This window comes from Sphingomonas sp. GW821-FHT03E12 (genome assembly GCF_059420685.1).
The window spans coordinates 321,437-345,899 of sequence record NZ_JBWKUF010000002.1; the positions used below are offsets into that span (position 1 = coordinate 321,437).

The 24,463-nt window shown below is 66.6% G+C and carries 22 protein-coding genes and 1 tRNA gene; 13 read left to right on the forward strand and 10 right to left on the reverse strand.

The window, feature by feature from the left end:
* The first annotated feature begins 18 nt into the window (after positions 1-18).
* Positions 19-2,442, forward strand: coding sequence for a porin family protein (locus AC07TU_RS07005; RefSeq protein ID WP_495187202.1), 2,424 nt, complete (start codon positions 19-21; stop codon positions 2,440-2,442).
* Between the two features lie 2 nt (positions 2,443-2,444).
* On the opposite strand, the gene AC07TU_RS07010 is transcribed toward AC07TU_RS07005, so the two are convergent.
* Together AC07TU_RS07010 and AC07TU_RS07015 are read right to left on the reverse strand one after the other, a co-directional pair.
* A complete protein-coding gene (locus AC07TU_RS07010) occupies positions 2,445-2,861 on the reverse strand; it encodes a DUF2147 domain-containing protein (protein WP_495187203.1) in 417 nt (138 codons plus the stop codon).
* A complete protein-coding gene (locus tag AC07TU_RS07015; RefSeq protein WP_495187204.1) occupies positions 2,858-3,709 on the reverse strand; it encodes a metal-dependent hydrolase in 852 nt (283 codons plus the stop codon). Before AC07TU_RS07015 ends, AC07TU_RS07010 begins: the two co-directional genes overlap by 4 nt.
* Before the next feature lie 156 nt (positions 3,710-3,865).
* Between AC07TU_RS07015 and AC07TU_RS07020 the strand changes: the two genes are divergently transcribed.
* Positions 3,866-4,483 carry a TetR family transcriptional regulator gene (locus tag AC07TU_RS07020; RefSeq protein ID WP_495187205.1) on the forward strand — a complete coding sequence of 206 codons (618 nt, stop codon included), beginning with the start codon at positions 3,866-3,868 and terminating at the stop codon, positions 4,481-4,483.
* Between the two features lie 60 nt (positions 4,484-4,543).
* Here the strand turns inward: AC07TU_RS07020 and AC07TU_RS07025 are convergent, their stop codons facing one another.
* The 4 genes from AC07TU_RS07025 to rtcR all read right to left on the reverse strand — a co-directional run bounded on the left by AC07TU_RS07025 (position 4,544) and on the right by rtcR (position 11,346).
* Entirely contained in the window at positions 4,544-7,888 is a 3,345-nt protein-coding gene (locus tag AC07TU_RS07025; RefSeq protein WP_495187206.1) for a TonB-dependent receptor, read from the reverse strand.
* A gap of 89 nt (positions 7,889-7,977) precedes the next feature.
* Entirely contained in the window at positions 7,978-8,973 is a 996-nt protein-coding gene (locus AC07TU_RS07030) for a FecR family protein (RefSeq protein ID WP_495187207.1), read from the reverse strand.
* Complete coding sequence (locus AC07TU_RS07035; protein WP_495187208.1) at positions 8,970-9,521, reverse strand: RNA polymerase sigma factor; 552 nt, start codon at positions 9,519-9,521, stop codon at positions 8,970-8,972. Before AC07TU_RS07035 ends, AC07TU_RS07030 begins: the two co-directional genes overlap by 4 nt.
* Before the next feature lie 211 nt (positions 9,522-9,732).
* Positions 9,733-11,346: an RNA repair transcriptional activator RtcR gene (rtcR, locus tag AC07TU_RS07040; protein WP_495187209.1), complete on the reverse strand. Its 1,614-nt coding sequence runs from the start codon at positions 11,344-11,346 to the stop codon at positions 9,733-9,735.
* A gap of 271 nt (positions 11,347-11,617) precedes the next feature.
* Here rtcR and AC07TU_RS07045 point away from each other — a divergent pair, with 271 nt between their 5' ends.
* The 6 genes from AC07TU_RS07045 to AC07TU_RS07070 all read left to right on the forward strand — a co-directional run bounded on the left by AC07TU_RS07045 (position 11,618) and on the right by AC07TU_RS07070 (position 17,927).
* Positions 11,618-13,168, forward strand: a complete 1,551-nt coding sequence (locus AC07TU_RS07045; RefSeq protein ID WP_495187210.1) for a vWA domain-containing protein — start codon at positions 11,618-11,620, stop codon at positions 13,166-13,168.
* A gap of 720 nt (positions 13,169-13,888) precedes the next feature.
* The gene (locus tag AC07TU_RS07050) at positions 13,889-15,121 is read left to right on the forward strand and encodes an RtcB family protein (RefSeq protein WP_495187211.1); all 1,233 of its coding nucleotides are present in this window, start codon (positions 13,889-13,891) and stop codon (positions 15,119-15,121) included.
* Between the two features lie 32 nt (positions 15,122-15,153).
* Positions 15,154-15,588, forward strand: a complete 435-nt coding sequence (locus tag AC07TU_RS07055) for a hypothetical protein (RefSeq protein WP_495187212.1) — start codon at positions 15,154-15,156, stop codon at positions 15,586-15,588.
* On the forward strand, positions 15,585-16,379 hold the full coding sequence (locus tag AC07TU_RS07060; RefSeq protein ID WP_495187213.1) for a nucleotidyltransferase domain-containing protein: 795 nt from the start codon (positions 15,585-15,587) through the stop codon (positions 16,377-16,379). The genes AC07TU_RS07055 and AC07TU_RS07060 overlap by 4 nt, the downstream gene beginning before the upstream one ends.
* A complete protein-coding gene (gene rtcA / locus AC07TU_RS07065) occupies positions 16,376-17,389 on the forward strand; it encodes an RNA 3'-terminal phosphate cyclase (RefSeq protein WP_495187214.1) in 1,014 nt (337 codons plus the stop codon). The genes AC07TU_RS07060 and rtcA overlap by 4 nt, the downstream gene beginning before the upstream one ends.
* Before the next feature lie 61 nt (positions 17,390-17,450).
* Positions 17,451-17,927, forward strand: coding sequence for a hypothetical protein (locus AC07TU_RS07070; RefSeq protein WP_495187215.1), 477 nt, complete (start codon positions 17,451-17,453; stop codon positions 17,925-17,927).
* A 72-nt stretch (positions 17,928-17,999) separates the two neighbouring features.
* On the opposite strand, the gene AC07TU_RS07075 is transcribed toward AC07TU_RS07070, so the two are convergent.
* Positions 18,000-18,076, reverse strand: a tRNA-Pro gene (locus tag AC07TU_RS07075).
* A gap of 195 nt (positions 18,077-18,271) precedes the next feature.
* Between AC07TU_RS07075 and yajC the strand changes: the two genes are divergently transcribed.
* Genes yajC through AC07TU_RS07095 form a run of 4 tightly spaced genes read left to right on the forward strand, consistent with a single transcriptional unit; the run spans position 18,272 to position 21,612 of the window.
* Positions 18,272-18,613, forward strand: coding sequence for a preprotein translocase subunit YajC (gene yajC, locus AC07TU_RS07080; RefSeq protein ID WP_495187216.1), 342 nt, complete (start codon positions 18,272-18,274; stop codon positions 18,611-18,613).
* Between the two features lie 3 nt (positions 18,614-18,616).
* Positions 18,617-20,260: a protein translocase subunit SecD gene (secD, locus tag AC07TU_RS07085; protein ID WP_495187217.1), complete on the forward strand. Its 1,644-nt coding sequence runs from the start codon at positions 18,617-18,619 to the stop codon at positions 20,258-20,260.
* Between the two features lie 12 nt (positions 20,261-20,272).
* The gene (gene secF / locus AC07TU_RS07090) at positions 20,273-21,250 is read left to right on the forward strand and encodes a protein translocase subunit SecF (RefSeq protein ID WP_495187218.1); all 978 of its coding nucleotides are present in this window, start codon (positions 20,273-20,275) and stop codon (positions 21,248-21,250) included.
* Entirely contained in the window at positions 21,250-21,612 is a 363-nt protein-coding gene (locus tag AC07TU_RS07095; RefSeq protein WP_495187219.1) for an Mth938-like domain-containing protein, read from the forward strand. The genes secF and AC07TU_RS07095 overlap by 1 nt, the downstream gene beginning before the upstream one ends.
* Here the strand turns inward: AC07TU_RS07095 and AC07TU_RS07100 are convergent.
* The 3 genes from AC07TU_RS07100 to AC07TU_RS07110 all read right to left on the reverse strand — a co-directional run bounded on the left by AC07TU_RS07100 (position 21,597) and on the right by AC07TU_RS07110 (position 23,639).
* On the reverse strand, positions 21,597-22,781 hold the full coding sequence (locus AC07TU_RS07100) for a glycosyltransferase (protein WP_495187220.1): 1,185 nt from the start codon (positions 22,779-22,781) through the stop codon (positions 21,597-21,599). The two genes, AC07TU_RS07095 and AC07TU_RS07100, sit on opposite strands and share 16 nt — an antisense overlap.
* 56 nt (positions 22,782-22,837) lie before the next feature.
* Entirely contained in the window at positions 22,838-23,218 is a 381-nt protein-coding gene (locus tag AC07TU_RS07105; RefSeq protein WP_495187221.1) for a hypothetical protein, read from the reverse strand.
* Between the two features lie 100 nt (positions 23,219-23,318).
* The gene (locus AC07TU_RS07110) at positions 23,319-23,639 is read right to left on the reverse strand and encodes a glycine zipper 2TM domain-containing protein (protein WP_495187222.1); all 321 of its coding nucleotides are present in this window, start codon (positions 23,637-23,639) and stop codon (positions 23,319-23,321) included.
* A gap of 95 nt (positions 23,640-23,734) precedes the next feature.
* Between AC07TU_RS07110 and AC07TU_RS07115 the strand changes: the two genes are divergently transcribed.
* The gene (locus AC07TU_RS07115) at positions 23,735-24,190 is read left to right on the forward strand and encodes a cupin domain-containing protein (RefSeq protein ID WP_495187223.1); all 456 of its coding nucleotides are present in this window, start codon (positions 23,735-23,737) and stop codon (positions 24,188-24,190) included.
* Positions 24,191-24,463: the final 273 nt, after the last annotated feature.

Consider the following 24,463-nt stretch of genomic DNA (forward strand, 5'->3'; position numbering starts at 1 on the left):
GGGGGCGCCCGTGCGGCGGTGGGTTCGCAGGAACCTGCCCCGCCGGGCGATCTATCGAAAGAGGACGAGATCCTCATCATCGGCCAGCGCTATGGCGACGCCAAGGTGGCGTCCGAGAGCGAGTTCGGCGAGGACGAAATCTCCAGCCACGGCGCCGACAGCATCCGGGATCTGCTGACGCGGCTTCAGCCCGTGATCGGGGATGGCGACGAACCGGTCCTGCTCATCAACGGCCGGCCTGCCGGGTTCGATCGCTCGGTGCTCGCCTATCCCACCGAAGCATTGGATCGTGTCGCCGTGCTGAAGCCGGAGGCGGCCGGGCAATATGGTCATCCGTCCGGCCGGCGCGTCGTCAATCTGGTGCTCAAGAAGCGTTTTTCGAGCCTGACCGTCGATCTCGGCGCCGACGGGGCGACCGGCGGCGGGCAATATGGCGGCAATCTCGCCGCCGGCCGGGTGATGATCGACGGGCCGACGCGCTGGAACGTCCAGGCGCGGCTGGGCTATGACAGCGCGCTGCGCAGGAGCGCGAGGAATGTTCCGCCGCGCCCGGGTGTTTTCGACACCACCGGCCATGTGTCCGGGATCGGCGGCGGAGAGATCGATCCGGCGCTCAGCCTTGCCGCCGGGAAGGCCGTCACCATTGCGGGGTTTCCGCCGCCGGGCGCGGCGCAGGCGCCTGTGCTGGCCGATTTCGTGGCCACCGCGGGGGATATCGATCCGGTCGATCCGAATGATTTCGACGATCTGCTGCCGTCGCGGCGGAGCATGTCGTTCAACCTCGGCGTAGCCCGGCCGGTGGGCGCGGCATTGGCGGGTTCGCTGAACATCGCCGCCAGCACCAGCACGAGCCGCAGGCTGCGCGGTCTGCCGATGGCATCGATCATCCTGCCCGGTGCCAGCCCCTGGTCTCCCTTCGCCGGCGACGTGATGCTGACACGGCCATTGGCGGGCGATCGGCCGCTCCGGAGCGACAATGATGCCGACATGCTGAGTGTCGCATTGACCTTGGGCGGCGTGATCGACGGCTGGGAGACCAATGTTTCCGCGGGCTATTCGCGCAACTGGTCGCGCAGTTTTCTCGAGAGCGGAATCGATGTTGCGCGGATCCAGCCGCTGGTCGACGGTGCCGAACCCGGCTTCAACCCTTATGCGCCTTGGAGCGACCGCTTGCTGCTTGCTCGCCGCACGCGTTCGAACGGCGAAGCGCTCAACGGCCGGTTCAATGTCAGACGGAATGTCGTGACGCTCCCGGCCGGACCGCTCGTCGCCAGCCTTTCGCTCAATGCCAGCCGGAGCCGGACCGAGAACCGGCTGAACGGCAGTCCCGACGTTCCGGACACGATCCTCCGGATGACGCGCGATCTGATCGACGGCGCACTTGTGGCCAGCCTGCCGATTGCGCGCCGCGGGGAGGGGCTGGTTGCGTTCCTCGGGGACATTTCCGTCGATCTGACCGCTGGCGGACAGACGGTCACGGGGAGCGGACTGCGCAAGCGGTTCGGCGCCGACCTCAACTGGTCGCCGGTACCGATCGTCCAGCTTCGCGGTTCGATCGACCATAGCGAGACTGCGCCGACGCTGGAGCAGCTGGACGGGCCATTGGTGACGACCGTCACCCGGATCTTCGACTATGTGCGCGGCGAGATTGCCGAACCGGTCTGGATCCTCGGCGGGAATCCGGCCCTGACGCGCGGAAGCCGTGACAGTCTGGCGCTGACCGCAACGGTGCGGCCCCTTGGCGACCAGAGCGTATCGCTGAACATCGGCTATCGGCGGACGGATGCCAAAGGCGGCGTCTCCGGATTCCCCGAGCTGACCCCCGCCATCGAAGCGGACTTTCCCGAACGCGTGACACGCGACGCGCAGGGCCGTCTGGTGACGATCGATGCGCGGGCGATCAACATCGCCAGGAATACCGATTCAGAACTCGCATCGGGTATCGCGCTGCGCTTTCCGGCAAAGCAGCCCGCGGGCGCGTCGAATGCGCCGCAGTTCACCTTCTCGCTGCGGCACCGCTGGCGGCTGACGAGCGAGCTGCTGACCCGAGCGGGCCTTCCGGTGATCGATCAGCTCACCGAGAGCGGCCAGTCCCGGCACAATCTGACGCTCCAGGCTACGGCGGGCCGGCGCGGGTTGGGTGCGACCCTTGCGGGGACCTGGAACAGCGCATCCAGCGTTCCCAGCGGGAACCAGACCTTCGAGGTCAAGCCGCCCGTCACGCTCAACCTGTCGATGTTCGTCGAGCCTGACCGCCTTTCCGGTACGGCCAAGAAAGGCGGCCTGATGCACGACCTCAAAATCTCGTTCGAGGTGCAGAACCTCTTCAACGGCTATCGCCGGGTGACGCTCGAGGATGGCAGCGTGCCCGCCGGATACAGCCGTGACGAGATCGATCCGCTGGGCCGCGTCGTCCGGCTGTCGATCCGAAAGAAGCTGTAGCGTCAGCGTGTTCGCGTCCAGATCTTGGTGCGGCAGAAGAAGGCGACGCAGCCCTTGAGTTCGAGCTTGCCGTCGGGAAGCAGCTTCAGATAGCCCTTGCGCGCACCGCTGCCCGTTTCCGGATCATAGACCGGACCCCCCTGCCACTCGGCGGGGCCGCCGGTGAACCCCTCCAGCACGACGAGCCCCTTCAGGCGGCGATTGCGCAGCTTCGGGTCCGAATTGCGCTGGTCGGTCAGGTCCGGGTTGGTGCGCAGCCGGGCGGCATCGACGACCTTGCCGCACAACGCCGCGCCGCAGCGGTAGATCTGGACGCGGCCGCCCTCGGTTCCCGTCGCCCAGATGCCGGTCAGGTCGCGTGCCGACGCTGGGAGGGCGATCGCGGTAAGGAAGGCAAGGGTCGTGACGGTACGGATCATGCGGCAATCTCCGGAGTTGCCGGGGGCACGAAGGTGGCGAGCGCAGTGGCGACCAACTCCCGGTCGTCCTCCTGCCACGGATGAAAGCCCGGCTTCATATAGCCGACGATGCCGCGGAGCAGGGCGCGAAGCAATCCTGACCGCCCATAGAGGAAGCCGAGCAAGGGCCGCCAGGTCGCCCAGTCGTTGATCCCGTCCTGCCTGAGCAGATCGGCGGTGTTGCGGAAGATGACATAATGGAAGCGGACGGTGGTGAAGGTCATCACCGAACAGCGCTTGAGCCAGCGACGCAGCGGCGTCAGGTCGCGTGTCGCGTGGAGCCAGGTATCGTACGCCACGGCCTTGTGCTCGATTTCCTCGATCGCATGCCAGCGCCACATGCGCTGGGCCTCGCTGGTGACGCCGGAGAGGTGTGCCGGGTTGGCGAGTGCATCATGCGCGAGCGTCGCGGTGAAATGCTCGAGCGCGCAGGTCGCGGCAAGCTGCTGGAGCGGCGATCGCCGTTTCGCGAAGGCGATCGTGCGGCGCGTCCGTTCCTCCAGCGGTGCGATGTCGTAGCCCGCATCCTCAGCCTGGCGGTTGAAGACGACATGCTCGCGCGAGTGCATCGATTCCTGGAAGATGAAGTCGTCGATCTGGCTGCGCAGCGGCTCGGACGTCCCGTCGCGATAGTGGCGGACGGCGGTCATGAAGAACTTCTCGCCGAGCGGGAAGGTCGAGGAAAGCGCGTTGAAAAAGGCCGTGCGGCCGGGATCGCCGCTGTGCCACCAGCGGGGGTTGGGATTGTCGCGTCCGAACTTCCAGTCGCGCTTCACGATCGCAAGGTCGCCGGGGGTGAGGGCGGTCATCGGGCTCTCCACGCTTGATTCGTACATTTACATCAATGTTTATATATCCCACAGGTTCCGCGTTCAACCCGGTGAATCCGAAGGCGGGTGGAGTGGCAGTTGTGACAATTTCACACGTTGGGCTAAGGGAAAGGGAAGGGGGCGCGAGGGCCAGGAATGAACCGGAACTACAGGCAGGCGCAGCCCGCGCAGAAGCGGCGGAAGCGGCTGGGGTCCGAAGTTCGCGAGGAGGGGCTGGCGGCGGCGCGCAAGCTGCTGCTCGCGGGCGGTCCGGCGGCGGTGACTCTGGCGAGCGTGGGGGCGGAGATCGGCATGTCGCATGCCAATGTTCTCCACCATTTCGGATCGGCGGCCGGGCTTCAGTCCGCGCTGATGGGGTCGATGATCAATGACCTGACCGGCGCGCTCGATGATGTCGTCACCCATCTCAAGACCGACGCCGCCGCGCCCCGGTCAATCGCCGACCGGGTGTTCGACGCGTTCGACAAGGGCGGGGCGGGGGCGCTTGCCGCCTGGATCGTCCTGTCGGGCGAGGTCGGGCATCTCGAGCCGGTACGTCAGGCGGTGCGGGATCTGGTCGCGGCGATCGCCGCGCAATCCGACGATCCGGGAACCGAGGAACGGGTGCGCGGCGCGGTGCTGATGATGGCGGTCTGTGCGTTCGGCGATGCGGTGATCGGCCCGCATGTCCGCGATATGCTCGGCGAGCCCGACGACGCGATGCGCGCATTGGTCGCGCGGATGCTGCCGATGTTCCTCGTCCCGCCGGCCTGAGGGTGCGGAAAATGGGGACGGCGCGAACGCCATCCCCAGGTCCCCAGGAGCGTGGGTCCGTCAGAAGGCCTTGCGGACCGAGAAGCCGAAGATCCGCGGATCGAGCGTGAAGACGTTGGTCGTAAGCCCCGTATCGTCGGCGTTGGTGAAGAAGTCGGTGATCGGCGCGTCGTCGAACACGTTCTTCACATAGAATTGGAAGATGAGGTTGGAGGCCGGCCGCGCCAGCGTCACCGCCAGGTTGAGATTGTCCCACGCCCGCAGCCGGTCATACTCGGTGTTGTAGACACGCGCGAAGCTCTTCGACTGGCGGTAATAGTCGCCGCGGAAGGTCAGTTCCCAATCCCCGCCGTCGAGGAAGAAGGTGTATTGCGCCCCGACATTGGCGGTCCAGCGTGGCGCGTTGGGCAGCTCGTTGCCGGTCAGGTCCGCTGCGAAACCGCGTCCGCCATTGGGGGCGCCGCTGCCGCCCTGGTTCATGTTCAGGCCGACGGTCGCGGGGTTGTAGGGCGCCGTCGGTTCGTAGGTGAAGCCGTAGAGCGCCTGCAGCGTCAGGGCGGTCTGCCCGTTTGGCGCTGCGGGATTGAAGTCGCCCATCCGGGTCGATCCCTGGCACAGTGAAGCAAGCGCGATCGTTCGCAAGCTTGCGGGACCGGTCAGGATCTTCTCCACGAACGCGCGCGGCGCAATGCAGTTGGACGGCACCTGGATCCACGGGCGCAGCACGACCCAGTCGGCGTTGCTCTGCGTCCGGTTCATCACGTCGATCGACTGCGCGCCCTTCTTCAGCCGCGTCCGCAGATAGCCGAGATTGGCGTCCATCCGGAACGCGCGTGACGGACGCCATGCCGTCTCGAACTCCAGGCCCCAGCTCGTCGCATCGAAATTCTCGTTGAATGCGATGCGATCGACGATCTGCGAGACCTGATAGTCCTTGTAATCATAGAAGAATCCGGTGGCGTTGAAGGTGAACCGCCCGCCGTCGAAGCTGTTCTTCGTGCCGATCTCGAACGCGTTCACATATTCCGGCCGGAAGGTCTGCGGCAGGAACTGATACTGCACCACCTCCGGGTTGAAATCGACGCGCGGCGGATTGGTGCCGCCGCCCTTGTAGCCGCGCGCGGCCGAGAGATAGATCAGGGTATCGTCGGTGAAGCCGAGATCAGGCTTCCAGTCGAGCACCGCACGGCCGGTGAACCGGCCCCATTGCTGCTCGATATCGGGCAAGGCCGGATAGCCGCTGTTGACCCGGCCGCCTGTCGTCGTGCCCGGATATGTTGTCCCGGTCCCGCCGCCCAGCAGCAGCTGGCTCGGGATCTGGGTCGAGACCTTCTGGTCGTTGGTGTAGCGCGCGCCGAGCGTGAGCTTCACCGTGTCCGCGACGTTCCAGTAGAGCTCGCCAAAGGCCGCCCAGCTCTTGATGCGCACGCCGTTGCGGCTGAGGAAGTAATTGTGCCCCTGATCATCGAGCCGGTCGAGCGGGTTGCGATCGACATAGACGCATTCGCGACCTTCGAAGCCGCGTTCGCAGGGAAGCAGCGCGTTCTGGCCGGCGTTCGGGTGGCTCGCAGGCGGCACCTTGCTGTAGAACCAGTCGGCGATCATCGTGAACAGGTTGTTGAAGACGTAGTAATCGTCCTGCGATTTGAAATCGAGATAGTTGACCCCGACGTTGAAGTTGACCGGGCCGGCGAAGCTCGACTGGAGGCGCAGCTCCTGCGACCATTGTTCGTTGCGCGAACGGCTGAGATCGGCCGAGAGCATGCGATCGGAACAGCCGAGCTGGGGGTCGCAGAAGATGCCGCCCGGCGTAGGTCCCGGAAACTGAACCGTATCGAGCTGGCGGCTGCCGCTGAACAGCGGCTGGGTCGAGCTGTTGAACAGCGGGTTGCTGACGAAACGGTTATAGTCCTGCGTCGAGTAATAGCGGTCGCGCGAAAAGGCGGTCTGCGACACCAGTTGCAGGCCGTCCGAAGGCTCGAACTGAAGGTTGAGCTGGAACACATCGTTGGTCGCGCGGAACTTGGGATCGTAGCTGGTCGAGATCTCGCGCAGGTTGCGGGACTGGGTGACGCCGGCAAACGGATCGCTCGAATTGGTCGCGAAGACCTGCGGGCCGGGGCGGTTGTTCACCCGCGGCATGTTGCCGAGGCTGATCCCTTCGGCGGGGAGGATCGCATAGACCAGGCTGCGTCCGTTCGGAACGCCATAGGCGGCGTCGCTGTAGAGCGAGCCGGGCAGGCATCCCTGGCTCATCCGTCCGCGCAGGCCCGGATCGGTCACCGCGACATTGCCCACGCGTTCCGGACCGGGATCGTTGGTGCAGAGCTGCTTGCCCGTGCGCGAGCGGTCGTCATCCTCCTCGAAATGCTGCCAGATCAGGCTGGCGCGGAACCGGTCGGACGGTTCCCACTGCGCCGAGACGCGGGTCGACCACAGCTCGCGGCCGTTCACCCGGCGCCCGGTGAAGCTGTTATAGTCATAGCCGTCGCGGCTGGTGAACGCGCCTGCGACGCGGATGCCCAGCGTGTCGCTGAGCGGAACGTTGAGCATGCCGCTCGCCCGCATCGTGTCGAAATTGCCGACCTCGATCTTGGCCTCCATGCCGAAGTCGGGGCCGGGAAGCGCCGGGATCAGGTTCACGACACCCGCCGTGGCGTTGCGGCCATAGAGCGTGCCCTGCGGCCCGCGCAGCACTTCCACCCGCTGCATGTCGAAGAACTCGGCTTCGAACAGCCGGTTGCGCACCAGCGGCGTGTTGTTGAAGCTCACTGCGACAGCCGGGTCGCTCGCCGCCGAAATCGCCTTGGTCCCGACCCCGCGGATCGAGAAATTGTACATGCTGAAGTTGCTTTTGGAGAAGTTCACATTGGGCACTGCGCGGAGCAGTTCGGCCCCACCCTCGATCTTGCGGTCGTCCAGCGCCGCCTTGGACAGCGCCGTGATCGCGATCGGCACGTCGGTGATGCGCTCCTCGCGCTTCTGCGCGGTGACGATGATCTCGGGCTCGGCGTCGCCCTCACCGGCTCCGGCGCGCTCCGGCCCGCCCATGCCGGGCGCCTGAACGGGCGCCGCCGCGCGCTCGACCATCATCACGCCGTTCGCGCCGCGCCGGGCGACAAGGCCGCTGCCTGCGAGCATGCGGTTGAGCGCGGCGTCGGTACTGAACGCCCCCCGGATCGCGGGCGAGCGCTTGCCGCGCACCAATGCCTCGTCGAACAGGATCTGGATGTCAGCAGCGACCGCCAGGCTGCGCAGGGCGCCGCCCAGATCGCGCGCCGGAATGTCGAAGCGCACGCCCTGGGCCTGTGCCGCCGCTGGTGTCAGCAACACCGCGGACGGAACCAGCACCGTGGCGCTCAGCAATGCGGCGCGGGCCGCGGCACGCAGATAGGCGTTCCTCATCCTGTCCTCCCCATGACTGCGGCCGTTTTCGGTCCGCTGAGGAGGATTACGCAGGCGATCCGAAAAGCCGAACCGCAGGCACGAAAAATTCAGTCGCCGGGCGCGTGCCGGGTGGCGAGCGTCACCTGCCCGGGCGACTGATCGGTGAGTGTGACGGGCAGATAGGCGGCGACCGCTTCGGCGAACCGGTCCGCTTCGGCGGTCTTGAAGACACCGCTGACCCGCAGCGAGCCCGCCGCGCTGTCGGCGAGGACGATCCTGCGCCGCGCGTGGCGGTTGACGCGTTCGACGGCGAGCGCGAGCGGTTCATCCGCGAAGATCAGCCGGCCCGATTGCCAGGCGGTCGCGCCCGCGACCTCGGCCCGGTCGACCCGCTCCGTGGCGCCCTGTGCCGCCAGCCGGTCGCCGGCGTTCAGCGCGACGTCTGCCCGTGCGCTGGAGGTGTCTGCGGCCGGGGTCACCCGGACATGTCCTTCGATCATCGTGACGACGACGCGGCTGCGGATCAGGTCGATGTTGAATGCGGTTCCGGTCGCGGTGACGATCCGGTTGGCTGCGTGCACCGAAAAGGGGCGCGCGGCGTCCTTCGCCACATCGAAGCGTGCCTGCCCGTGGTCGAGCCACAATTCGCGCGCGCCGCGCCCATAGCGCACCCGCACCGCGGTCGCCCCGTCGAGCGTCAGTTTCGATCCGTCGGCCAGTGTCACCATCCGCCGTTCGCCGACCCCGGTCCTGTAGACATCGTCCGCGCCGAACCCCGGCCAGACGAACAGCGCCAATAGCAGCGATGCGGCAATCGCGGAGAAGGCGCCGGCTCCTTGCCGGAACCGCCTGCGCCGGCGTTCTGCTTCGGCCGCGGTACGGGCTTCGGCGGCGGCGACGCGCAGCGCGGAACCGGCATCGCCGCCGAACAGGTTCCAGCCGCGCGCAACCTGCTCGAAGGCGGCGTGGTGGGCCGGACTCGCGTCCCGCCATGCCTCGAACGCGGGGCGTGCGCCCGGATCTTCGGAAAGCCGCAGCTGCCAGCGCGCAGCGGTCTCGATCAGCGCGTCGCCGATCGGCGCGGGGTCGGCCGGGCGGCTCATGCGCGGTCGCGCCGCCGGGCAAGGTGCGCGGCGGCCTTCACGATGTACTTCTCGACCATGCGCACCGACAGTCCATAGAGCGCTGCAATCTCCTTCTGTTTCATGCGCTCGACGCGATAGAGGAGGAAGATGTCGCGGCAGCGCTCGCCAAGCTCATCCAGAGCGGCGAGCGCCGCGCGCAGTTCCTCCTGCTCCACCAATACGCGGTCCGCGGCCAAATCCGCACTCGCGACCGTCGCGGCTGCGGAGTCGCCCGCGTCGATGCTGACATGATGACCCGTGCAATGCGACTGGTCGCGCCGTGCGCGGTCGCGCAGCAGATTGGCTGCGATCTGGAAGACATAGGCATCGGCCGTCGGTTCGCGCAGCGCATCCTCGCGGCGGAGCAATCGCACGAACACGTCCTGGGTCAGGTCTTCGGCATCGGCTGCGGTTGCGACCCGGCGCCCGAAGAAGCGCAGCAGCGGCCGCCGGAAATGCGCGTCGAACAGCGACGCGTCCAGCGAGTCCGGCGCGGGGAGGGGGATAGGTTGGAGCCGCCGCCGCATCAGCGCGTTTCCAGTTCCCCGAGCGGCGATACGGGCCTGTGCAAGGCATCGATCCTGCGCAGCAGGCGCACGCGTCCCCTGATGGCCATGACCCCTCCTGCGGCCCGCTGCCCTGCATGGAGCGGCGGGAATTCCGGTCGCAAGGCTCCTTTAAATTAACAATGATGTCAATGAACATGTCCGCACGAACGGCAGCGCATTCCGGTGGCTGCTATACGCTCGCAGACGGCCCGCCCGCAGCCAGCGACTGCCAGTCGAGGTCGAAGCGCGCGAGATATTTGCGCAGCCGGTCGGCGTCGTTGGACGAGGCGCGCCGCGCGCGCGATGCCGCGAACAGGGTGCGCCCGGCTTCGGACAGCGACCGGCTGGTGCGGCAGGTGACGACGACATGGGCGAGCTGGACGCGGTCGAACGGATCGAGCGCGTCGAGCATCGCCGCGGGCAGCAGTCCGGCAAGCGGGTCCGGCATCGCGGTCCCGCCCTCCCAGGCGTTGCGCAGCCGTGTAATCTCGGCCCGCACCCCGTCGATCCCGATCCGCCCTTGCGGCGAGAGCGTCGCCATGCGCGTGACGCTCGCCGAAAGGTCGCGGAAATTGCCCGGCCAGCGCGCGCCCGGCGCGGTGGCGAAGGCCAGATAGGCCTGGTGCGCTTCCTTGTTGAAGGTGACGCGCACGCCTTCGCGCTCGGCGAAACGGTCGAGCTCATAGTCGAGGTTCGGCGCGATATCCTCGCGGCGCTCGGCGAGGCCGGGCAGGGCAAAGGTCCACAGGTTTAGGCGGGCGAGCAGGTCGTCGCGGAACCGTCCCTCCGCCACGGCGCGGCCGAGATCGCGGTTGGTGCCCGCGATCAGCTGGAAGTCCGAGCTCGCCTCGCTGTCGGCGCCGACGGGCAGGAAGCGCTTCTCCTCGATCGCGCGCAGGATCATCGCCTGCTCGTCGAGCCCCAGTTCGCCGATCTCGTCGAGGAACAACATGCCCTTGTCGGCGGTGCGGAGCAGGCCGGGACGATCGGCCGCCGCGCCGGTGAAGGCGCCGCGCTTGTGCCCGAACAGCGCCGACATCGCGCCATCGCCGGTCAGCGTCGCGCAGTTCACTTCGACGAACGCGCCCTTCACCTGATGCTTCAGGCGCTTCAGTTCGTAGATGCGGCGTGCGAGCTGACTCTTGCCCGCGCCGGTCGGGCCGGTGAGCAGGATCGGTGCACGCGATCGGCCTGCGACCTGCTCGATCTCGTCGATCAGCCGGTTGAACCCGGCATTGCGGGTCTCGATCCCCGATTTGAGGAACGAGCTGCTCTCGGCACTCGCTGCGGCGAAGCGCGTCGCGATGCTGTCGTAGCGCGAGAGGTCGAGGTCGATCGTCGTCCAGCGGCCCGGGGCCGATCCGCTCTCGAGCTTCGCCGCGGGCTGGGTCTGGAGCAGGCGGCCGGGCAGATAACGCGCCTCGGTCAGCAGGAAGAGACAGATCTGCGCGACGTGCGTGCCCGTGGTGATGTGGATCAGATAATCCTCAGCCTCGGGATCGAAGGCATAGCCCCGCGCGAAGTCGAGCAGCTTGCCGTACACTTCCTCGAAGTCCCACGGGTCGTTGAACTCGATCGGCTGCTGCTCGACCCGCGTCTCGGGCGAGACCGCCGCGATATCCTCCGCGACATAGTCGGCGAGGCGTCCGTGCTTGCGGCTGTGCAGCATCACGAAGCGATCGACGCGCAGATCCTCGTGCATGGTCAGCGCAACGGAGGGGCGCCACTTGCTCCAGCGCGAAGGGCCGAACTTGCTCGCGTCCAATGTCGAGCCGAGGAAGCCGATGACGACGAGCGGTTTCATGGCGATCTTATACAAATGTATAAATTCGTATCGCAACCGATAGTTTATTCCGGCTCGTTCGCACCCGGAGAATGAAATCGCGCAACAGTGCGTCGAAAATAAATAACGTGAAATCAGATATTTGTATGAATTTCGCGTTCCCGCTCCCGAAACTGGCACGCCGCCTGCAATTCTGATCCCGTCGGCACAATCGGCCGACAGCGCAAAGGCAGGGGCGGCCGGAATGGGCCGGCCGCCCCGGAACCTGCGACGGATTTGAAAGGGACGTGTCATGGCCAACAAGGGCCTCTTCGCCACTGCGATCGCGAAGCTCCTGCCGGCGGCGGATGCCGTCAACCGGGAGGGCGCGCCCGCTTATGCTTATGGTCCGGAGGCGCTGCTTGCGCAGCTCGCGGCCACGGGAACTCTTGGCGACGCCTATTACGCAACCGCCGAGGAGCAGCTGAAGCAGACGCTCGACGCGCTTGCTGCGGTCGATCCCTTCTACGCGGCGCAGGTCGCGGTCTATGCCCGCAAGGCGGGCGCGATGAAGGATATGCCCGCGCTGATCGCCGCATGGCTGACGGTTGCCGATCCGGACCTGTCGGTTCGCGTCTTCGGGCGTGTGATCGACAATGGCCGGATGCTGCGCAACTTCGTGCAGATCCTGCGCTCGGGTCAGGTCGGGCGTACCTCGCTCGGCTCGCGTCCGAAGCGGCTGGTCCAGCGCTGGCTGGAGCAGGCGTCGATGCGCGACCTGATGGCGGCCGCGACGGGCAATTCGCCCTCGCTCGCCGATATCGTGCGGATGGTGCACCCCAAGCCTGCGGATGCGGAGCGGCGCGCCTTCTATGGCTGGCTGATCGGCAAGCCGTACGATGTCGCCGCGTTGCCGGCTGAGATCGCTGCGTTCGAGACCTGGAAGCGCAATCCCCGCGGGATCGCGCTGCCCCCGGTGCCGTTCGAATGGCTGACTGCCTTTCCGCTGCGCGATGTGCAGTGGGGGGAACTGGCCGGGCGGATGGGCTGGCAGGCGCTGCGGATCAACCTCAACACGCTGGCGCGCAACGGTGCGTTCGGGGTGAAGGGGGTGACCGAGGCGGTTGCCGCACGGCTCGCCGATCCGGAGGCGCTGACGAAGGCGCGGGTTCTGCCCTACCAGCTGATGGTGGCGCTGAACGCGGCCGGCGAGGGCGTTCCGCTCAAGGTCCAGGCCGCGCTCGAGGATGCGCTGGAAACGTCGCTTCGCAACGTTCCTGCGATCCGCGGAAACGTGGTCGTGTGCCCCGACGTCTCGGGGTCGATGAGCTCGCCGGTCACCGGGGTCCGCAAGGGCGCCACGACCAAGGTACGTTGCATCGACATCGCGGCGTTGGTCGCCTCGGCGATGCTGCGGACCAACGCGAAGGCCCGCGTGCTGCCGTTCGAGCAGCGCGTGGTTCGCCTGAACCTCGATCCGCGTGCCCGTCTCGCCGTCAACGCGGCGAAGCTGGCGGCGGTTGGGGGCGGCGGGACGAATGTGTCGGCACCGCTGGCGCAGCTCGTGTCGGAGAATGCGGCGGTCGATCTGGTCGTGATCGTTTCGGACAATGAGTCGTGGGTGGACGCAAACCGCCGCGGCACGACCGAGACGATGCGCCAGTGGGACAAGATCAAGCGGCGCAACCCGGGCGCGAAGCTCGTGTGCATCGATATCCAGCCCTACGGGACCACCCAGGCCACCGGACGGGCTGACATCCTGAATGTCGGAGGCTTCTCCGACGCGGTGTTCGACACCGTCGCACGCTTCGCCCGTGGCGAGACGCGCGACTGGGTCAGCATCGTCAAGCAAGTGGAGGTTTGAAGAACGGCCGTGGCGAATGCTGGTGGGACTACATCCACCACGATAGTCCGGAGAGTAAAGCGCCCAGGATCGCTGCAAGGCACCCGGGAGATGCGGGTTCGAATCCCGTCCATTGGAGGTAGCTTAAGGACGCATCGTCTCACCAACTCTCGTCGCCACGGCCGACGAATTTTTTCCGGCGAATGCCGGCGGGACTACATTGTGGATCTCAGGGTCGCCGGTTCGAATCCGGCCGGGCTTCGGCCTGTAGCTCAGCGGTTAGAGCATGAGGAATGTCTCGCCGCCACTCGTCGCCCGAACGAACACTCACGGCGAATGCCGATCGGACTACATGGACTGTCATTCCCGAGGCCGCGGGTTCGAATCCCGCCGGGTCCACCAATGGGGGCCCGTAGCTCAGCGGTAGAGCGCGTAACCGTCCGGTCAATTTCGTCGCCGTGACCACGAACAAAGCTGGCGAATGCCGGCGGGACTACATCGGTAGAGGCCTTCGGGCCGAGGGGTTCGAATCCCCGCCGGGCTTCGGCCCGGACGTCCCGCCATTCTCGTCGCCAGTACCAACGCCAGGCCGGCGAATGCCGGTGGGACTACAGGGTTAGAGCACCCGCCGCAGGGCGGGAGGACGGCGGTTCGACTCCGCCTCGACGCAAGTCGGTAGCTCAGGGAAAACGTCTCGCCACATCTCGTCGCCGGCACCATGATAGCAAGCAGGAGGTCGCGATGACCCAGCAGACGACGTTTGAATACCAGCATGTCGAGGGCGGCGTGCCGATCAAGAGCTGGACCCGCGGCGTGCCCGTGGACGACAAGGCGCGCGACCAGCTCGCGCGCGCGGCGAAGATGCCGTTCGTCTTCAAGCATGTCGCGGCAATGCCCGACGTCCATGTCGGCATCGGCGCCACGGTTGGATCGGTGATCCCGACCAAGGGCGCGGTGATCCCGGCGGCGGTCGGCGTCGACATCGGCTGCGGCATGATGGCGGCGCGCACCTCGCTGATGGCGCATGATCTGCCCGACAATCTTGAGGGCATCCGCAGCGCGATCGAGCGCGCCGTTCCGCACGGCCGTTCGGTCGGGCGCGGGACGCGCGGCGACAAGGGTTCGTGGGGCATGCCCCCGGCACCGATCGTCGAGGCATGGGCAACGCTCGCGGCGCGCTTCCAGCGCATCGTCGACAAATACCCGCGGCTCGAGAAGACCAATAACCTGGTCCATCTCGGTACGCTCGGCACCGGCAACCACTTCATCGAGCTGTGCCTCGACGAAGATGCGCGGGTGTGGGTGATGCTCCATTCGGGGTCGCGCGGCGTGGGCAATGCGATCGGTACCTTCTTCATCGAACTGGCGAAGCAGGACATGCGCAAATGGCACATCAACCTGCCCGACGCGGATCTGGCCTACTTCCCGGAAGGGACCGACCATTTCGACGACTATGTCGAGGCGGTCGGCTGGGCCCAGGACTTCGCGGCGCTGAACCGGCGCGTGATGATGGCGAACGTCATCACCGCGCTCCGGGGCCAGATCGCCAAGCCGTTCGAAGCGGAGGCCGAGGCGGTGAACTGCCACCACAACTATGTCCAGCGCGAGAACCATTTCGGTGAAAACGTGCTGGTCACGCGAAAGGGTGCGGTTCGTGCGGCGAAGGGCGTGATGGGTATCATCCCGGGATCGATGGGCGCCAAGTCGTTCATCGTCCGCGGCCTCGGCAATGCCGAGAGCTTCGACAGCTGCTCGCACGGCGCGGGGCGCGTGATGTCGCGCACCGAGGCGAAGAAGCTGGTGACGCTCGACGAGCATATCCGCGACACCGCGGGGGTGGAGTGCCGCAAGGACGAAGGCGTGATCGACGAGACGCCGCGTGCCTACAAGCCGATCGAAGCCGTGATGGCCGCTCAGGCCGATCTGGTGGAGATCGTCCACACGCTCAAGCAGGTGGTGTGCGTGAAGGGGTGACCCTTCACGCCGCCGTCACTGAAAGTCCGGCCATGGTGCAATCGCTCTATTGCAATCGATGCGGCGCGCGCCTGACTGCTCCGCTGAACATTCTGTCGCCGGACGCGGCGCGAACGGCGTGGCAGGGTCTGGCGGACATGGCCGATATCGTAGAACCCGGCTCTGCCTATCTTTCCGATGAGGCAGTGCCCTGGATGGGTCATTATCAGGATCGGCCACTCAGCTTCGCGCCACAATATTGGATCAATCCGGACGACATTACCGATGCCGTGACCGATACGAGCGATGTCAGCCGACTACTCGGCTGTTGCAGCACAGCGGGCTATCGCGGCCCCAATCAGATTTGCCGCTGCGAGGCTGAGATCGGCACGCTCCATCTGGATTGCATGGGACCGAGTTTCTTCATTCCCGAACCTCGCGCCACGACGATGCGCGAGGGAGCAAAAGACTATTGGAACTACGAATGACCGACCTGAACGCTACCATCCCCAGCCCCGTCCGCCGCGAGATCGAGCGCCGCCTGTCCGCGATCGAGCGCGAGGACGGCGTGCGCGTGCTGATGGCGGTCGAATCTGGTTCGCGCGCCTGGGGCTTTCCCTCGCCCGACAGCGACTACGACATCCGTTTCCTCTATGTCCGCCCGCGCGACTGGTATCTCCGGCTGCGCCCGGGCCGCGACGTGATCGAGCGGCCGATCCTCGACGAGATCGACCTGAACGGCTGGGACGTGCGCAAGGCGCTCGGCCTGCTGCTCAAATCGAACGCGGTGGTCAGCGAGTGGATCGAATCGCCGATCCGCTATCGCACCGACGATCCGTTCGTGGCGAAGCTCGCCGCGCTGGCGGACGCGCTGCTCAACCCGCGTGCGCTTGCCTATCACTATGCCAAGTCGGGAACGACCGCCGCCGACCGCTGGCTCGACGGCGACGGGGACGTGCCGGTGAAGAAATATTTCTACGCCCTGCGTCCGGCGCTCGCGATCCGTGCGATCCGGCTCGATCCGTCGCGCCGCCCGCCGATGAACCTGCCCGCGCTGATCGCGGCGAGCGATTTGCCTGCCGGGCTGGTCGAGCAGATCGGCGAGCTCGTCCAGGCCAAGGCGCGGACCAATGAGCGCGCCAACGGCACCCGCCTGACCGAGATCGACGCGCTGATCCGCGGCGAACTCGGCCGCGCGGGCGACCTGCCGGTGCGCAAGCTGCGCGATCGCTTTGTCGATCGCGCGACGGACCTCTTTGTGGAACTGGTGAACCAATGATCGTCATCGACGGATCGGAAGGCGAGGGCGGGGGACAGGTCGTGCGCAATGCGTGCGCGCTGTCGCTGATCACCGGCCAGCCCTTCCGTATCATCAATGCGCGCGGCAAGCGCTCCAAGCCGGGGCTGATGCGTCAGCACGTCACCGCGGTCGAGGCCGCGTGCGCGCTCGGCAATGCGGCGTGCGAGGGGCTGGCGGTCGGCGCATCGGAAATTGCCTTCACCCCCGGCACGGTCGTGCCCGGCGAGTATCGCTTCGCCGTGGGGACGGCGGGCAGCACCGGGCTTGTGCTCCAGACGCTGCTGATGCCGCTGGTGCTGGCGGACGCGCCCTCGCGCCTCGTGCTGGAGGGCGGAACGCACAATATGCTCGCCCCGCCGTTCGAGTTCATCGCGCGCACGTTTTTGCCGATCCTCAACCGGATGGGGCCGACGGTCGAGGCGCGGCTGGTGCGGCATGGCTTCTACCCGCGCGGCGGCGGGCGGATCGAGGTGGATATCACCCCGGCGCCACTGACGCCGATCGAATGCGTGGAGCGTGGCGCGCTGCGCGAACGGTCGGTGACCGCGTTGTTCGCGGCATTGCCGTTCGACATCGCCAATCGTGAGATCAAGGCGGCGCGCAAGGCGCTCGACTGGCCGGAGGAAAGCTTTGCGGTGCGTGAGCTTCCCGACGACCAGGGCCCCGGCAACATCGTGCTGATCGAGGCCGCGTTCGACAATGTCACCGAAATCGTCAGCGGCTTCGGCCAGCTCGGCGTGCCGGCCGAAGCGGTGGCGCGCAAGGCGGCGGGGCGAATGGCCGGCTATCTCGAATCGGCGGCCTTTGCCGGGCCGTACCTGCAGGACCAGTTGCTGCTTCCCTTTGCATTGGCCGGGGGAGGCAGCTTCACGACGGTCAAGCCCAGCCAGCACAGCCTGACGGCGCGCGACGTGATCGAGCGCTTCACGGGCCGCCGCGCCGTGTTCGTGAACCAGCCCGACGGGGCGTACCGGATGAATCTGCGCTGATGTCCCGCGCTGTGGAGCGCGGGACATCGCCAGTCTGTCGGGCCGGCGCTACGCTGACGGCATGATTCGCGCGCTCGTCATTGCCGGCTGCGTCGGACTCGGGGCCAACCCGGCCAGCGCACTCTGCATCTATCGCGGCGTCGACTATGCGAAGACCACGATCGCGCAGGAATTTCGCGATTCAAGATGGGTCGTGCGCGCCCGGGTCGTTTCCGCCGACTATCATTGGTCCGACGAGGGCGAATCCTGGACCCTGTACCGGCTGCGGGTGGTGGAAACCTACAAGGGCGGGCTCGAGCCGAGGTTCGCGCTCTTCACTGCGCGCAACAGCGGCGGCTTCTATCTGGATGGCGATGGCGGCGGCCCCGATCTGGACCGGGACTATCTGTTGTTCCTGGCGCCCGATCCATGGCCAGAGAAGCTTCCGCCCGCAGCGAAGGGGGCGCTTTCGATCAACTATAGCTGCGGCCAGTCGAAACCCTGGGCTGAGGTGACCAGCACGGAGATGCGGCAGCTCGCAACGGCTTCCCGCGATTGAGTGAGGTAATCGGCGATCCGCGCAGCGCCCCTGGCTGGCGCACGCTGGCGATTACGGATTTTCGAGAAGATTTGGTCGGGGCGACAGGATTCGAACCTGCGACCCCCACACCCCCAGTGTGATGCGCTACCAGGCTGCGCTACGCCCCGACCGAGGCACGGCCCTCTAGGCGCACCGGACAGGCGATGCAAGGGGCCAATGTCTGCCGGTGCGGCGGGGCGTTGCAGCCAGGCCACAGTCCCGGCAATGGTTGCACGTCCGCAGCACGCATGGTAGCGCGCGCCGCTTGAACGGCTGGCCTCCAGCCCCCACCATTTCGGCCAGCAGCAAGGCCCCGGGGAACCATGATCATCTCACCAGCATATGCACAGGCCGCAGGAAGCGCGGCAGGACCGGCAAGCGCAGCAGGATCGTTTCTGTCGATCGCTCCGCTGATCCTGATCTTCATCGCCTTCTACTTCCTGATGATTCGCCCGCAGCAAAAGCGGATGAAGACGCTTCAGGCATCGATCGGCGACATGAAGAAGGGCGATACCGTGGTCACCGCGGGCGGCCTGGTGGGCAAGGTCGTGTCGGTCGATGACGTCTATGCCAATGTCGAGATCGCACCGACCGTGAAGGTCAAGGTGGTCAAGGCCACGATCGTCGAAGTCCAGCCGCTCGGCGGCAAGCCGGCGAACGACTAACCCATGCTCGATTTCCCGAAGTGGAAGGTGTGGGCGGTCTGGCTGTCGATCGCCGCCTGCTTCCTGCTCGCCATTCCGAGCTTCGTGCCCGAGAATATGCGCGAACGCTGGCCGGGCTGGATCCCGCAGCCTTCGATCAACCTCGGCCTCGACCTTGCCGGTGGCAGTTCGATCCTGCTCGAAGCGGACGTCGCCGATCTCGCCCGCACGCGGCTTGCCGCCAAGCGTGACGAGATCGAGACCGAGTTCCGCCGCCAGGATCCGCGAATCGATATCGGCGAGATCTCGATGCGCGACGGGACGATCAGCTTCATGGTGCGCGACGTCGCCAAGGTGGACGCGGCGCGTGAGCGGCTGCTCCAGCTGACCGGCAGCGGCGCCGGCATGACCGGGCAGCGCGAATGGACGATCGAGGTGCGCGACGGGACGCGCTTCATCGTCACCCAGACCAATGCCGGCCTCGATCAGGCGGTCAAGCAGGCGATGGCCGACGCACGCGAAGTGGTCGATCGCCGCATCAACGCGCTCGGCACGCTCGAGCCGACGATCGTGCTCGAAGGCCGCAACCGCATCCTCGTCGAAGTGCCGGGTCTCAAGGATCCCGAAGCGCTCAAGCAGCTGCTTGGCAAGACCGCACGGCTCGAGTTCAAGCTGGTCGACATCACTGCCAACCCCGCGCAGATCGCGGCAGGCAATGCGCCGATCGGCAGCGAGCTGATGCCCTATCCGAACGCGCCGCAGGGCATGCCCTATGTCGCCTATCCGACGCGCGAGGGGCAGCAGCCCATGATCGCGCTCAAGCGGCAGACGATCGTCAGCGGCGATCAGCTGATCGACGCCAAGCAGGAATTCGACCAGAACCAGCAGGTCGTGGTCGGCTTCACCTTCGACAGCCAGGGCGGGCGCCGCTTCGCGCAGACGACCCAGCAGAACACCGGCAAGCCGTTCGCGATCATCGTCGACGGATCGGTGATCTCCGCACCCAATATCAACGAACCGATCCTGGGCGGCCGCGGCCAGATTTCGGGCGGGTTCACCGTCGAAAGCGCCAACGAGCTCGCCATCGCGCTGCGTTCAGGCAAGCTGCCCGTCGCATTGAAGGTGGTCGAGGAGCGTACCGTTTCGGCCGAGCTCGGTCAGGAATCGATTCAGAAGGGCATCCTTGCCGGCGTGATCGGCACCGTGGCGCTGATCATCTTCATGCTGTTCACCTATCTGCGCTTCGGGGTCTACACCTCGCTCGCGCTGCTGGTGAACGCGGTGATGGTGTTCGGCGTGATGGCCTTTTTCGGCGCGACGCTGACCTTGCCCGGTATCGCCGGCTTCGTGCTGACGATCGGCGCGGCGGTGGACGCCAACGTGCTGATCAACGAGCGTATCCGCGAGGAACAGCGTATCCGAAATCGTGCCGCGGTTCCCGCGGTCGAGTTCGGCTACAAGGAAGCCAGCCGCGCCATCTTCGACGCGAACATCACCAACGTCATCTCGGCGGCGATCATGTTCATGTTCGGCTCCGGCCCGATCCGCGGCTTCGCGGTCGTGCTCGCCATCGGCATCGTCACTTCGGTCTTCACCGGCGTTACCTTCACCCGTCTGCTCGTTGCGGACTGGCTGAAGCGCAACCGCCCGAAGACGATCAACATTTAAGGGCCGCCGGTCATGCGTCCGCTAAAGCTCGTTCCCGACAACACCAACATCGCGTTCCTGAAATACCGGAACGTGGCGATGGCGCTGTCCGTATTGCTGATCGCCGGTTCGATCGCGCTCTGCTTCATCAAGGGGTTCAACCTCGGCATCGACTTCGTCGGTGGCCAGCAGACGCGCGTCACCTTCACCCAGCATGTCGATATCCCGACGCTGGGCGAGCGCATCCAGGCGCTCGGCGTGGGTGAGGCGACGGTGCAGCAGGTGGCCGACACCACCGAATATTCGATCCGCACCCCGCTGCCCGAAGGCGGTGAGGAAGCCGCGAACAAGGCGGCGAGCGCGATCCGCGCTGCGCTGATCAAGGACTATCCGGGGGCGCAGGTCGCCGGTGCGCAGAGCGTGTCGGGCAAGGTGTCGGAAGAGCTGTTCCGCAACGGCGCGATCAGCCTCAGCCTCGCGATGCTCGCGATCGCGCTCTACATCTGGTTCCGCTTCGAATGGCAGTTCGGTGTGGGCGCGCTGTTCGCGCTATTCCACGACGTCGCGCTGACGCTCGGCTTCTTCGCGCTGACCCAGCTCGAATTCGACCTCAACATCGTCGCCGCGGTGCTGACGATCATCGGCTATTCGCTCAACGACACGATCGTCGTCTACGACCGTATCCGCGAGAATATGCGCAAATACCGCAAGATGGAGATGGAGGAACTGCTCAACCTCTCCATCAACGAGACGCTGTCGCGCACCGTCGTGACCTCGCTCTCCATCGGTATCGTGCTGACGATCCTGCTGGTGGCGGGTCCGGACGTGATCTTCGGCTTCACCGCCGCGATGCTGCTCGGCATCGTGATCGGCACCTTCTCGTCGGTCTATGTCTCGGCGGCGATCCTGCTGTGGCTCAAGCTGCGGCCCGACAGCTTCCTGCCCAAGGAAGCCGCGGGGCCGAAGGGCGTCGAAGGCGCCGAACGCGTCAGCTTCAAGGACATGCCCTGATGAAGATCGACCGGACCCGGATCGAGGGTCCGGTGGTGTCGGGGTTCTCGGGCGGCGGCTTCCGGGTCGATGACAATGTCTATCTCGGGCTGCTGCTCACCCCCAGCCGTGCCGAGGGCTGGATCCCGCCGCCGCTGGAGGAACTGACCGCGGACGCCTTCGCGCCATTGCTGGCGCTGGACCCGCAGCCCGAATTCCTGCTGCTCGGCACCGGAAGCCGGCTGCGCCGCCCGCCGCCCGCGCTTGAGGCGGCACTGCCCTTCGGGATCGAGGTGATGGACAGCCGCGCCGCCGCACGCGCCTGGGGCGTGCTGCGCGCCGAACTGCGCTGGATCGCGGCCGCGCTCTACCCGCTCGACTGAGATCGCGCGGCGACCAGCCCCGAAAGATGATCGTAGAGCGCCGCGGTGTTCGCCTCCCAGGTGAAGCCGGCCGCCGTCGCACGCACCGCATCGCGCGCTGGCGGGGCTGCAAGCAGGTCGCCGATCGCAGCGGTGAAGGCCGGCGCGGAGCGAGCGACGATCCGGCCGGCATCGGGTGAGGTGACGACCTCCGCTGCGCCGCCCGCATCGGGAATGACGATCGGCGTGCCGCTCGCCAGCGCCTCGACCCAGGCATTGGCGAGCCCCTCGGAGGACGAGGCCAGCGCCATCACGTCCGCGGCCGCGAGCAAGGGCGGAAGTTCGGCATGCGCGACGCTGCTGAGCAGCTTCACCCGTTCGTCCAGCCCCAGCCGCGCGATCTGCGCGGCAAGGCGGAGGCGTTCCGGTCCTTCGCCCGCGATTCGCAGCTGAACGCCGGGCAGCGCCGCCACTGCGTCGATCACGATATCATGCCCCTTGCGCGGGATCAGCGCACCCACCGAGACTACCAGCGGCCCATCGATGCCCAGCCTGGCCTTCTCGGCGTGCTGGGCGCGCGGCGCGAAGCGGGTGAGGTCGACCCCGGTGTGATGCACGCGAATCCGCTCTGCCGGGATGCCCAGCGCGGCGATGTCGGCCTTCATCGCCTGCGAGACGGCGAGGATGCCGTCCGCCGCGCGCCCGGCCGCGATTACCTGTGCCGCGGTCGCCGGGGCATGTCCCCAATGGTGGATATCGGCGCCGCGTGCCTTGATCGAAACCGGGACGCCGAAGCGCCGTCCCAGCGTGACCGCAGCGGGGCCGTCCGGGAAGAAGAAGCTGGCATCGATCACGTCGAACGCAAACTCGCCGCGGATCTGCGCCAGCAGCGGCGTCAGCGCGCGTGTCAGCATCGCTGCATGGAAACGCCCGCCGGTGCCGGGCAGGTTGAGGAAGCGCGGACGCCAGGTCTCGACGCCCTTCCACGTTTCGTGCCGGGGCAAAGCGGCGAGCGGCGCATAATGACCGCGGCGGCTGAGCGGCCAGGGCGGCAGGCCGAGCGGCGCGATCAGCTTCAGCTCGACATCGGGATGCGCGGCAAGGCCGAGCGTCTGCCGCTCGACGAACACTCCGAAATTGGGGCGCGAGGCATCGGGAAACAGCGAGGAGAGGGTGAGCACGCGAAGCATTGCCCCGCATGCTACACTCGCCCGGGTTAAAGCGCGATTAGGTCAGCCGCTCGAATTCAGCGGCAGCGCACCTTGCCGGCCGGATCGGCAGTGCTGCCGATCGCCGCGCCGCCGGCCGCGCCCAGGATCACGCCCAGCGTCTTTGATCCGCCCGGCGCAAGGATGCTGCCCAGCACGCCGCCGGCAAGCCCGCCGACGATCAGCCCGGCCGATCCGTCGCTGCGCCGGCAATAATAGCGGCCGTCGCGGCCCCGATAGACGCGCTCGTCGCGGCCCAGATCGCGCTCCTCATAGCGTCCGTCGCGATAATAACGGGGCGCGTCCCAGTAATCGTCGCCACCCGCATAGCCGGGGCGGTCATAGCCATCGCCATAGTCGGCACAGGCGCCGATCGCGGTCATTGCCGCGGCGCTCGCTGCGATCATCCATTTCCTCATCGGGCATCTCCTCTTCCGGGATGCCCCCCGACTCGTTCCTCAAACGAAACGGGGCGCCGAAGTTTCCCTCGGCGCCCCGTCTTTCTTGGCTGCGACCGGCTTAGCGGCAGCGGCCCTTGCTGCCGGCGCGCTCGATCTCGCGGCCCGCGACCGCACCCGCGGCGGCGCCCAGCAGCGTGCCGACCGTGCGGTCGCCGCGTGAATCGATCGTGCGGCCGACCAATGCACCCGCGACGCCGCCGACGACCAGGCCGGTCGTGCCATCGGACTTGCGGCAATAGCGGCGGCCGTCACGGCCGCGCCACTCGCGGTACGAATGGTTCCGCTTCTGCACGCCTGCTTCGGCCTTCGAAGCGGGCAGGACGGCCGCGGCTGGAATTGCCAGCGACGCAGCGCCAAGAGCCATCATCAGATTACGCATCGTAAAACTCCATCTCTACCTGAAACCTTGTCCCCCCAACGCCCTGTCTATCGGGCCGGTTTCATGAACGTAACATTTCGTGTCATTTAGCCGCGATGCAGGAAGCGAAATCCCCCGCCCAATCCGTCGTCGAAACCCTTCAACTCGTCCCGCACCCCGAAGGCGGCTGGTATCGCGAGACCTGGCGCGCACCGCCGGCCGAAGAGGGCGGGGAGGGCGCGCGATCGCCCGGAACCGCGATCCTCTATCTGCTCGAGGCGGGATGCCGCTCGCACTGGCACCGGGTCGATGCGGACGAACTGTGGCTCTGGCATGCGGGCGCGCCGCTCGATCTGTTGATCGCCGATGCAAATGACGAAAATCCGGCCAGAATCACGCTTGGCGGCGATGTGACCCGCGGCTACACGCCCCAGGCATTGGTCCCCGCGACTCGCTGGCAGGCGGCGGAAGCAGGGGATGGCTGGGCGCTGGTCAGCTGCATCGTCGTCCCCGGCTTCGATTTCGCTGGGTTCGAGATGGCCCCGCCCGATTGGGTACCGCCCTCCCTCTGAATCGCCCGATCGGTCCCCGTTATCCACGTTATCAACAGGTCGTATCGCGTCGATTGCGGGTTTGCGCGACTCGGAATCGATGACAGCATCATCCTTGTAAGCAGACGGTGACGCAGCGAGAAATCAAAGCGAAATCAGAGGTTTACAACGGATCGAAACGCGCATCTTCCTTCGGGAAAGGCTCGAATCGGTACGGGGACACCACCCCGGGAAACGGCCTGTCCCGCTCGCGAGAGCGGGTGGGATGGAAACGAAACGGATCAGGCGTCCAAA

Excerpts from the sequence above, each read along its gene's own strand:
- secD (WP_495187217.1), top strand. The coding sequence starts at position 18,617 with ATGCTCGATTTCCCGAAGTGGAAGGTGTGGGCGGTCTGGCTGTCGATC.
- AC07TU_RS07015 (WP_495187204.1), bottom strand. The coding sequence starts at position 3,709 with ATGACCGCCCTCACCCCCGGCGACCTTGCGATCGTGAAGCGCGACTGG.
- AC07TU_RS07060 (WP_495187213.1), top strand. The coding sequence starts at position 15,585 with ATGACCGACCTGAACGCTACCATCCCCAGCCCCGTCCGCCGCGAGATC.
- AC07TU_RS07070 (WP_495187215.1), top strand. The coding sequence starts at position 17,451 with ATGATTCGCGCGCTCGTCATTGCCGGCTGCGTCGGACTCGGGGCCAAC.
- rtcA (WP_495187214.1), top strand. The coding sequence starts at position 16,376 with ATGATCGTCATCGACGGATCGGAAGGCGAGGGCGGGGGACAGGTCGTG.
- AC07TU_RS07030 (WP_495187207.1), bottom strand. The coding sequence starts at position 8,973 with ATGAGCCGCCCGGCCGACCCCGCGCCGATCGGCGACGCGCTGATCGAG.
- AC07TU_RS07055 (WP_495187212.1), top strand. The coding sequence starts at position 15,154 with ATGGTGCAATCGCTCTATTGCAATCGATGCGGCGCGCGCCTGACTGCT.
- AC07TU_RS07105 (WP_495187221.1), bottom strand. The coding sequence starts at position 23,218 with ATGAGGAAATGGATGATCGCAGCGAGCGCCGCGGCAATGACCGCGATC.
- yajC (WP_495187216.1), top strand. The coding sequence starts at position 18,272 with ATGATCATCTCACCAGCATATGCACAGGCCGCAGGAAGCGCGGCAGGA.
- AC07TU_RS07025 (WP_495187206.1), bottom strand. The coding sequence starts at position 7,888 with ATGAGGAACGCCTATCTGCGTGCCGCGGCCCGCGCCGCATTGCTGAGC.
- secF (WP_495187218.1), top strand. The coding sequence starts at position 20,273 with ATGCGTCCGCTAAAGCTCGTTCCCGACAACACCAACATCGCGTTCCTG.
- AC07TU_RS07115 (WP_495187223.1), top strand. The coding sequence starts at position 23,735 with ATGCAGGAAGCGAAATCCCCCGCCCAATCCGTCGTCGAAACCCTTCAA.
- rtcR (WP_495187209.1), bottom strand. The coding sequence starts at position 11,346 with ATGAAACCGCTCGTCGTCATCGGCTTCCTCGGCTCGACATTGGACGCG.
- AC07TU_RS07020 (WP_495187205.1), top strand. The coding sequence starts at position 3,866 with ATGAACCGGAACTACAGGCAGGCGCAGCCCGCGCAGAAGCGGCGGAAG.
- AC07TU_RS07010 (WP_495187203.1), bottom strand. The coding sequence starts at position 2,861 with ATGATCCGTACCGTCACGACCCTTGCCTTCCTTACCGCGATCGCCCTC.
- AC07TU_RS07045 (WP_495187210.1), top strand. The coding sequence starts at position 11,618 with ATGGCCAACAAGGGCCTCTTCGCCACTGCGATCGCGAAGCTCCTGCCG.
- AC07TU_RS07100 (WP_495187220.1), bottom strand. The coding sequence starts at position 22,781 with ATGCTTCGCGTGCTCACCCTCTCCTCGCTGTTTCCCGATGCCTCGCGC.
- AC07TU_RS07095 (WP_495187219.1), top strand. The coding sequence starts at position 21,250 with ATGAAGATCGACCGGACCCGGATCGAGGGTCCGGTGGTGTCGGGGTTC.
- AC07TU_RS07050 (WP_495187211.1), top strand. The coding sequence starts at position 13,889 with ATGACCCAGCAGACGACGTTTGAATACCAGCATGTCGAGGGCGGCGTG.
- AC07TU_RS07035 (WP_495187208.1), bottom strand. The coding sequence starts at position 9,521 with ATGCGGCGGCGGCTCCAACCTATCCCCCTCCCCGCGCCGGACTCGCTG.
- AC07TU_RS07110 (WP_495187222.1), bottom strand. The coding sequence starts at position 23,639 with ATGCGTAATCTGATGATGGCTCTTGGCGCTGCGTCGCTGGCAATTCCA.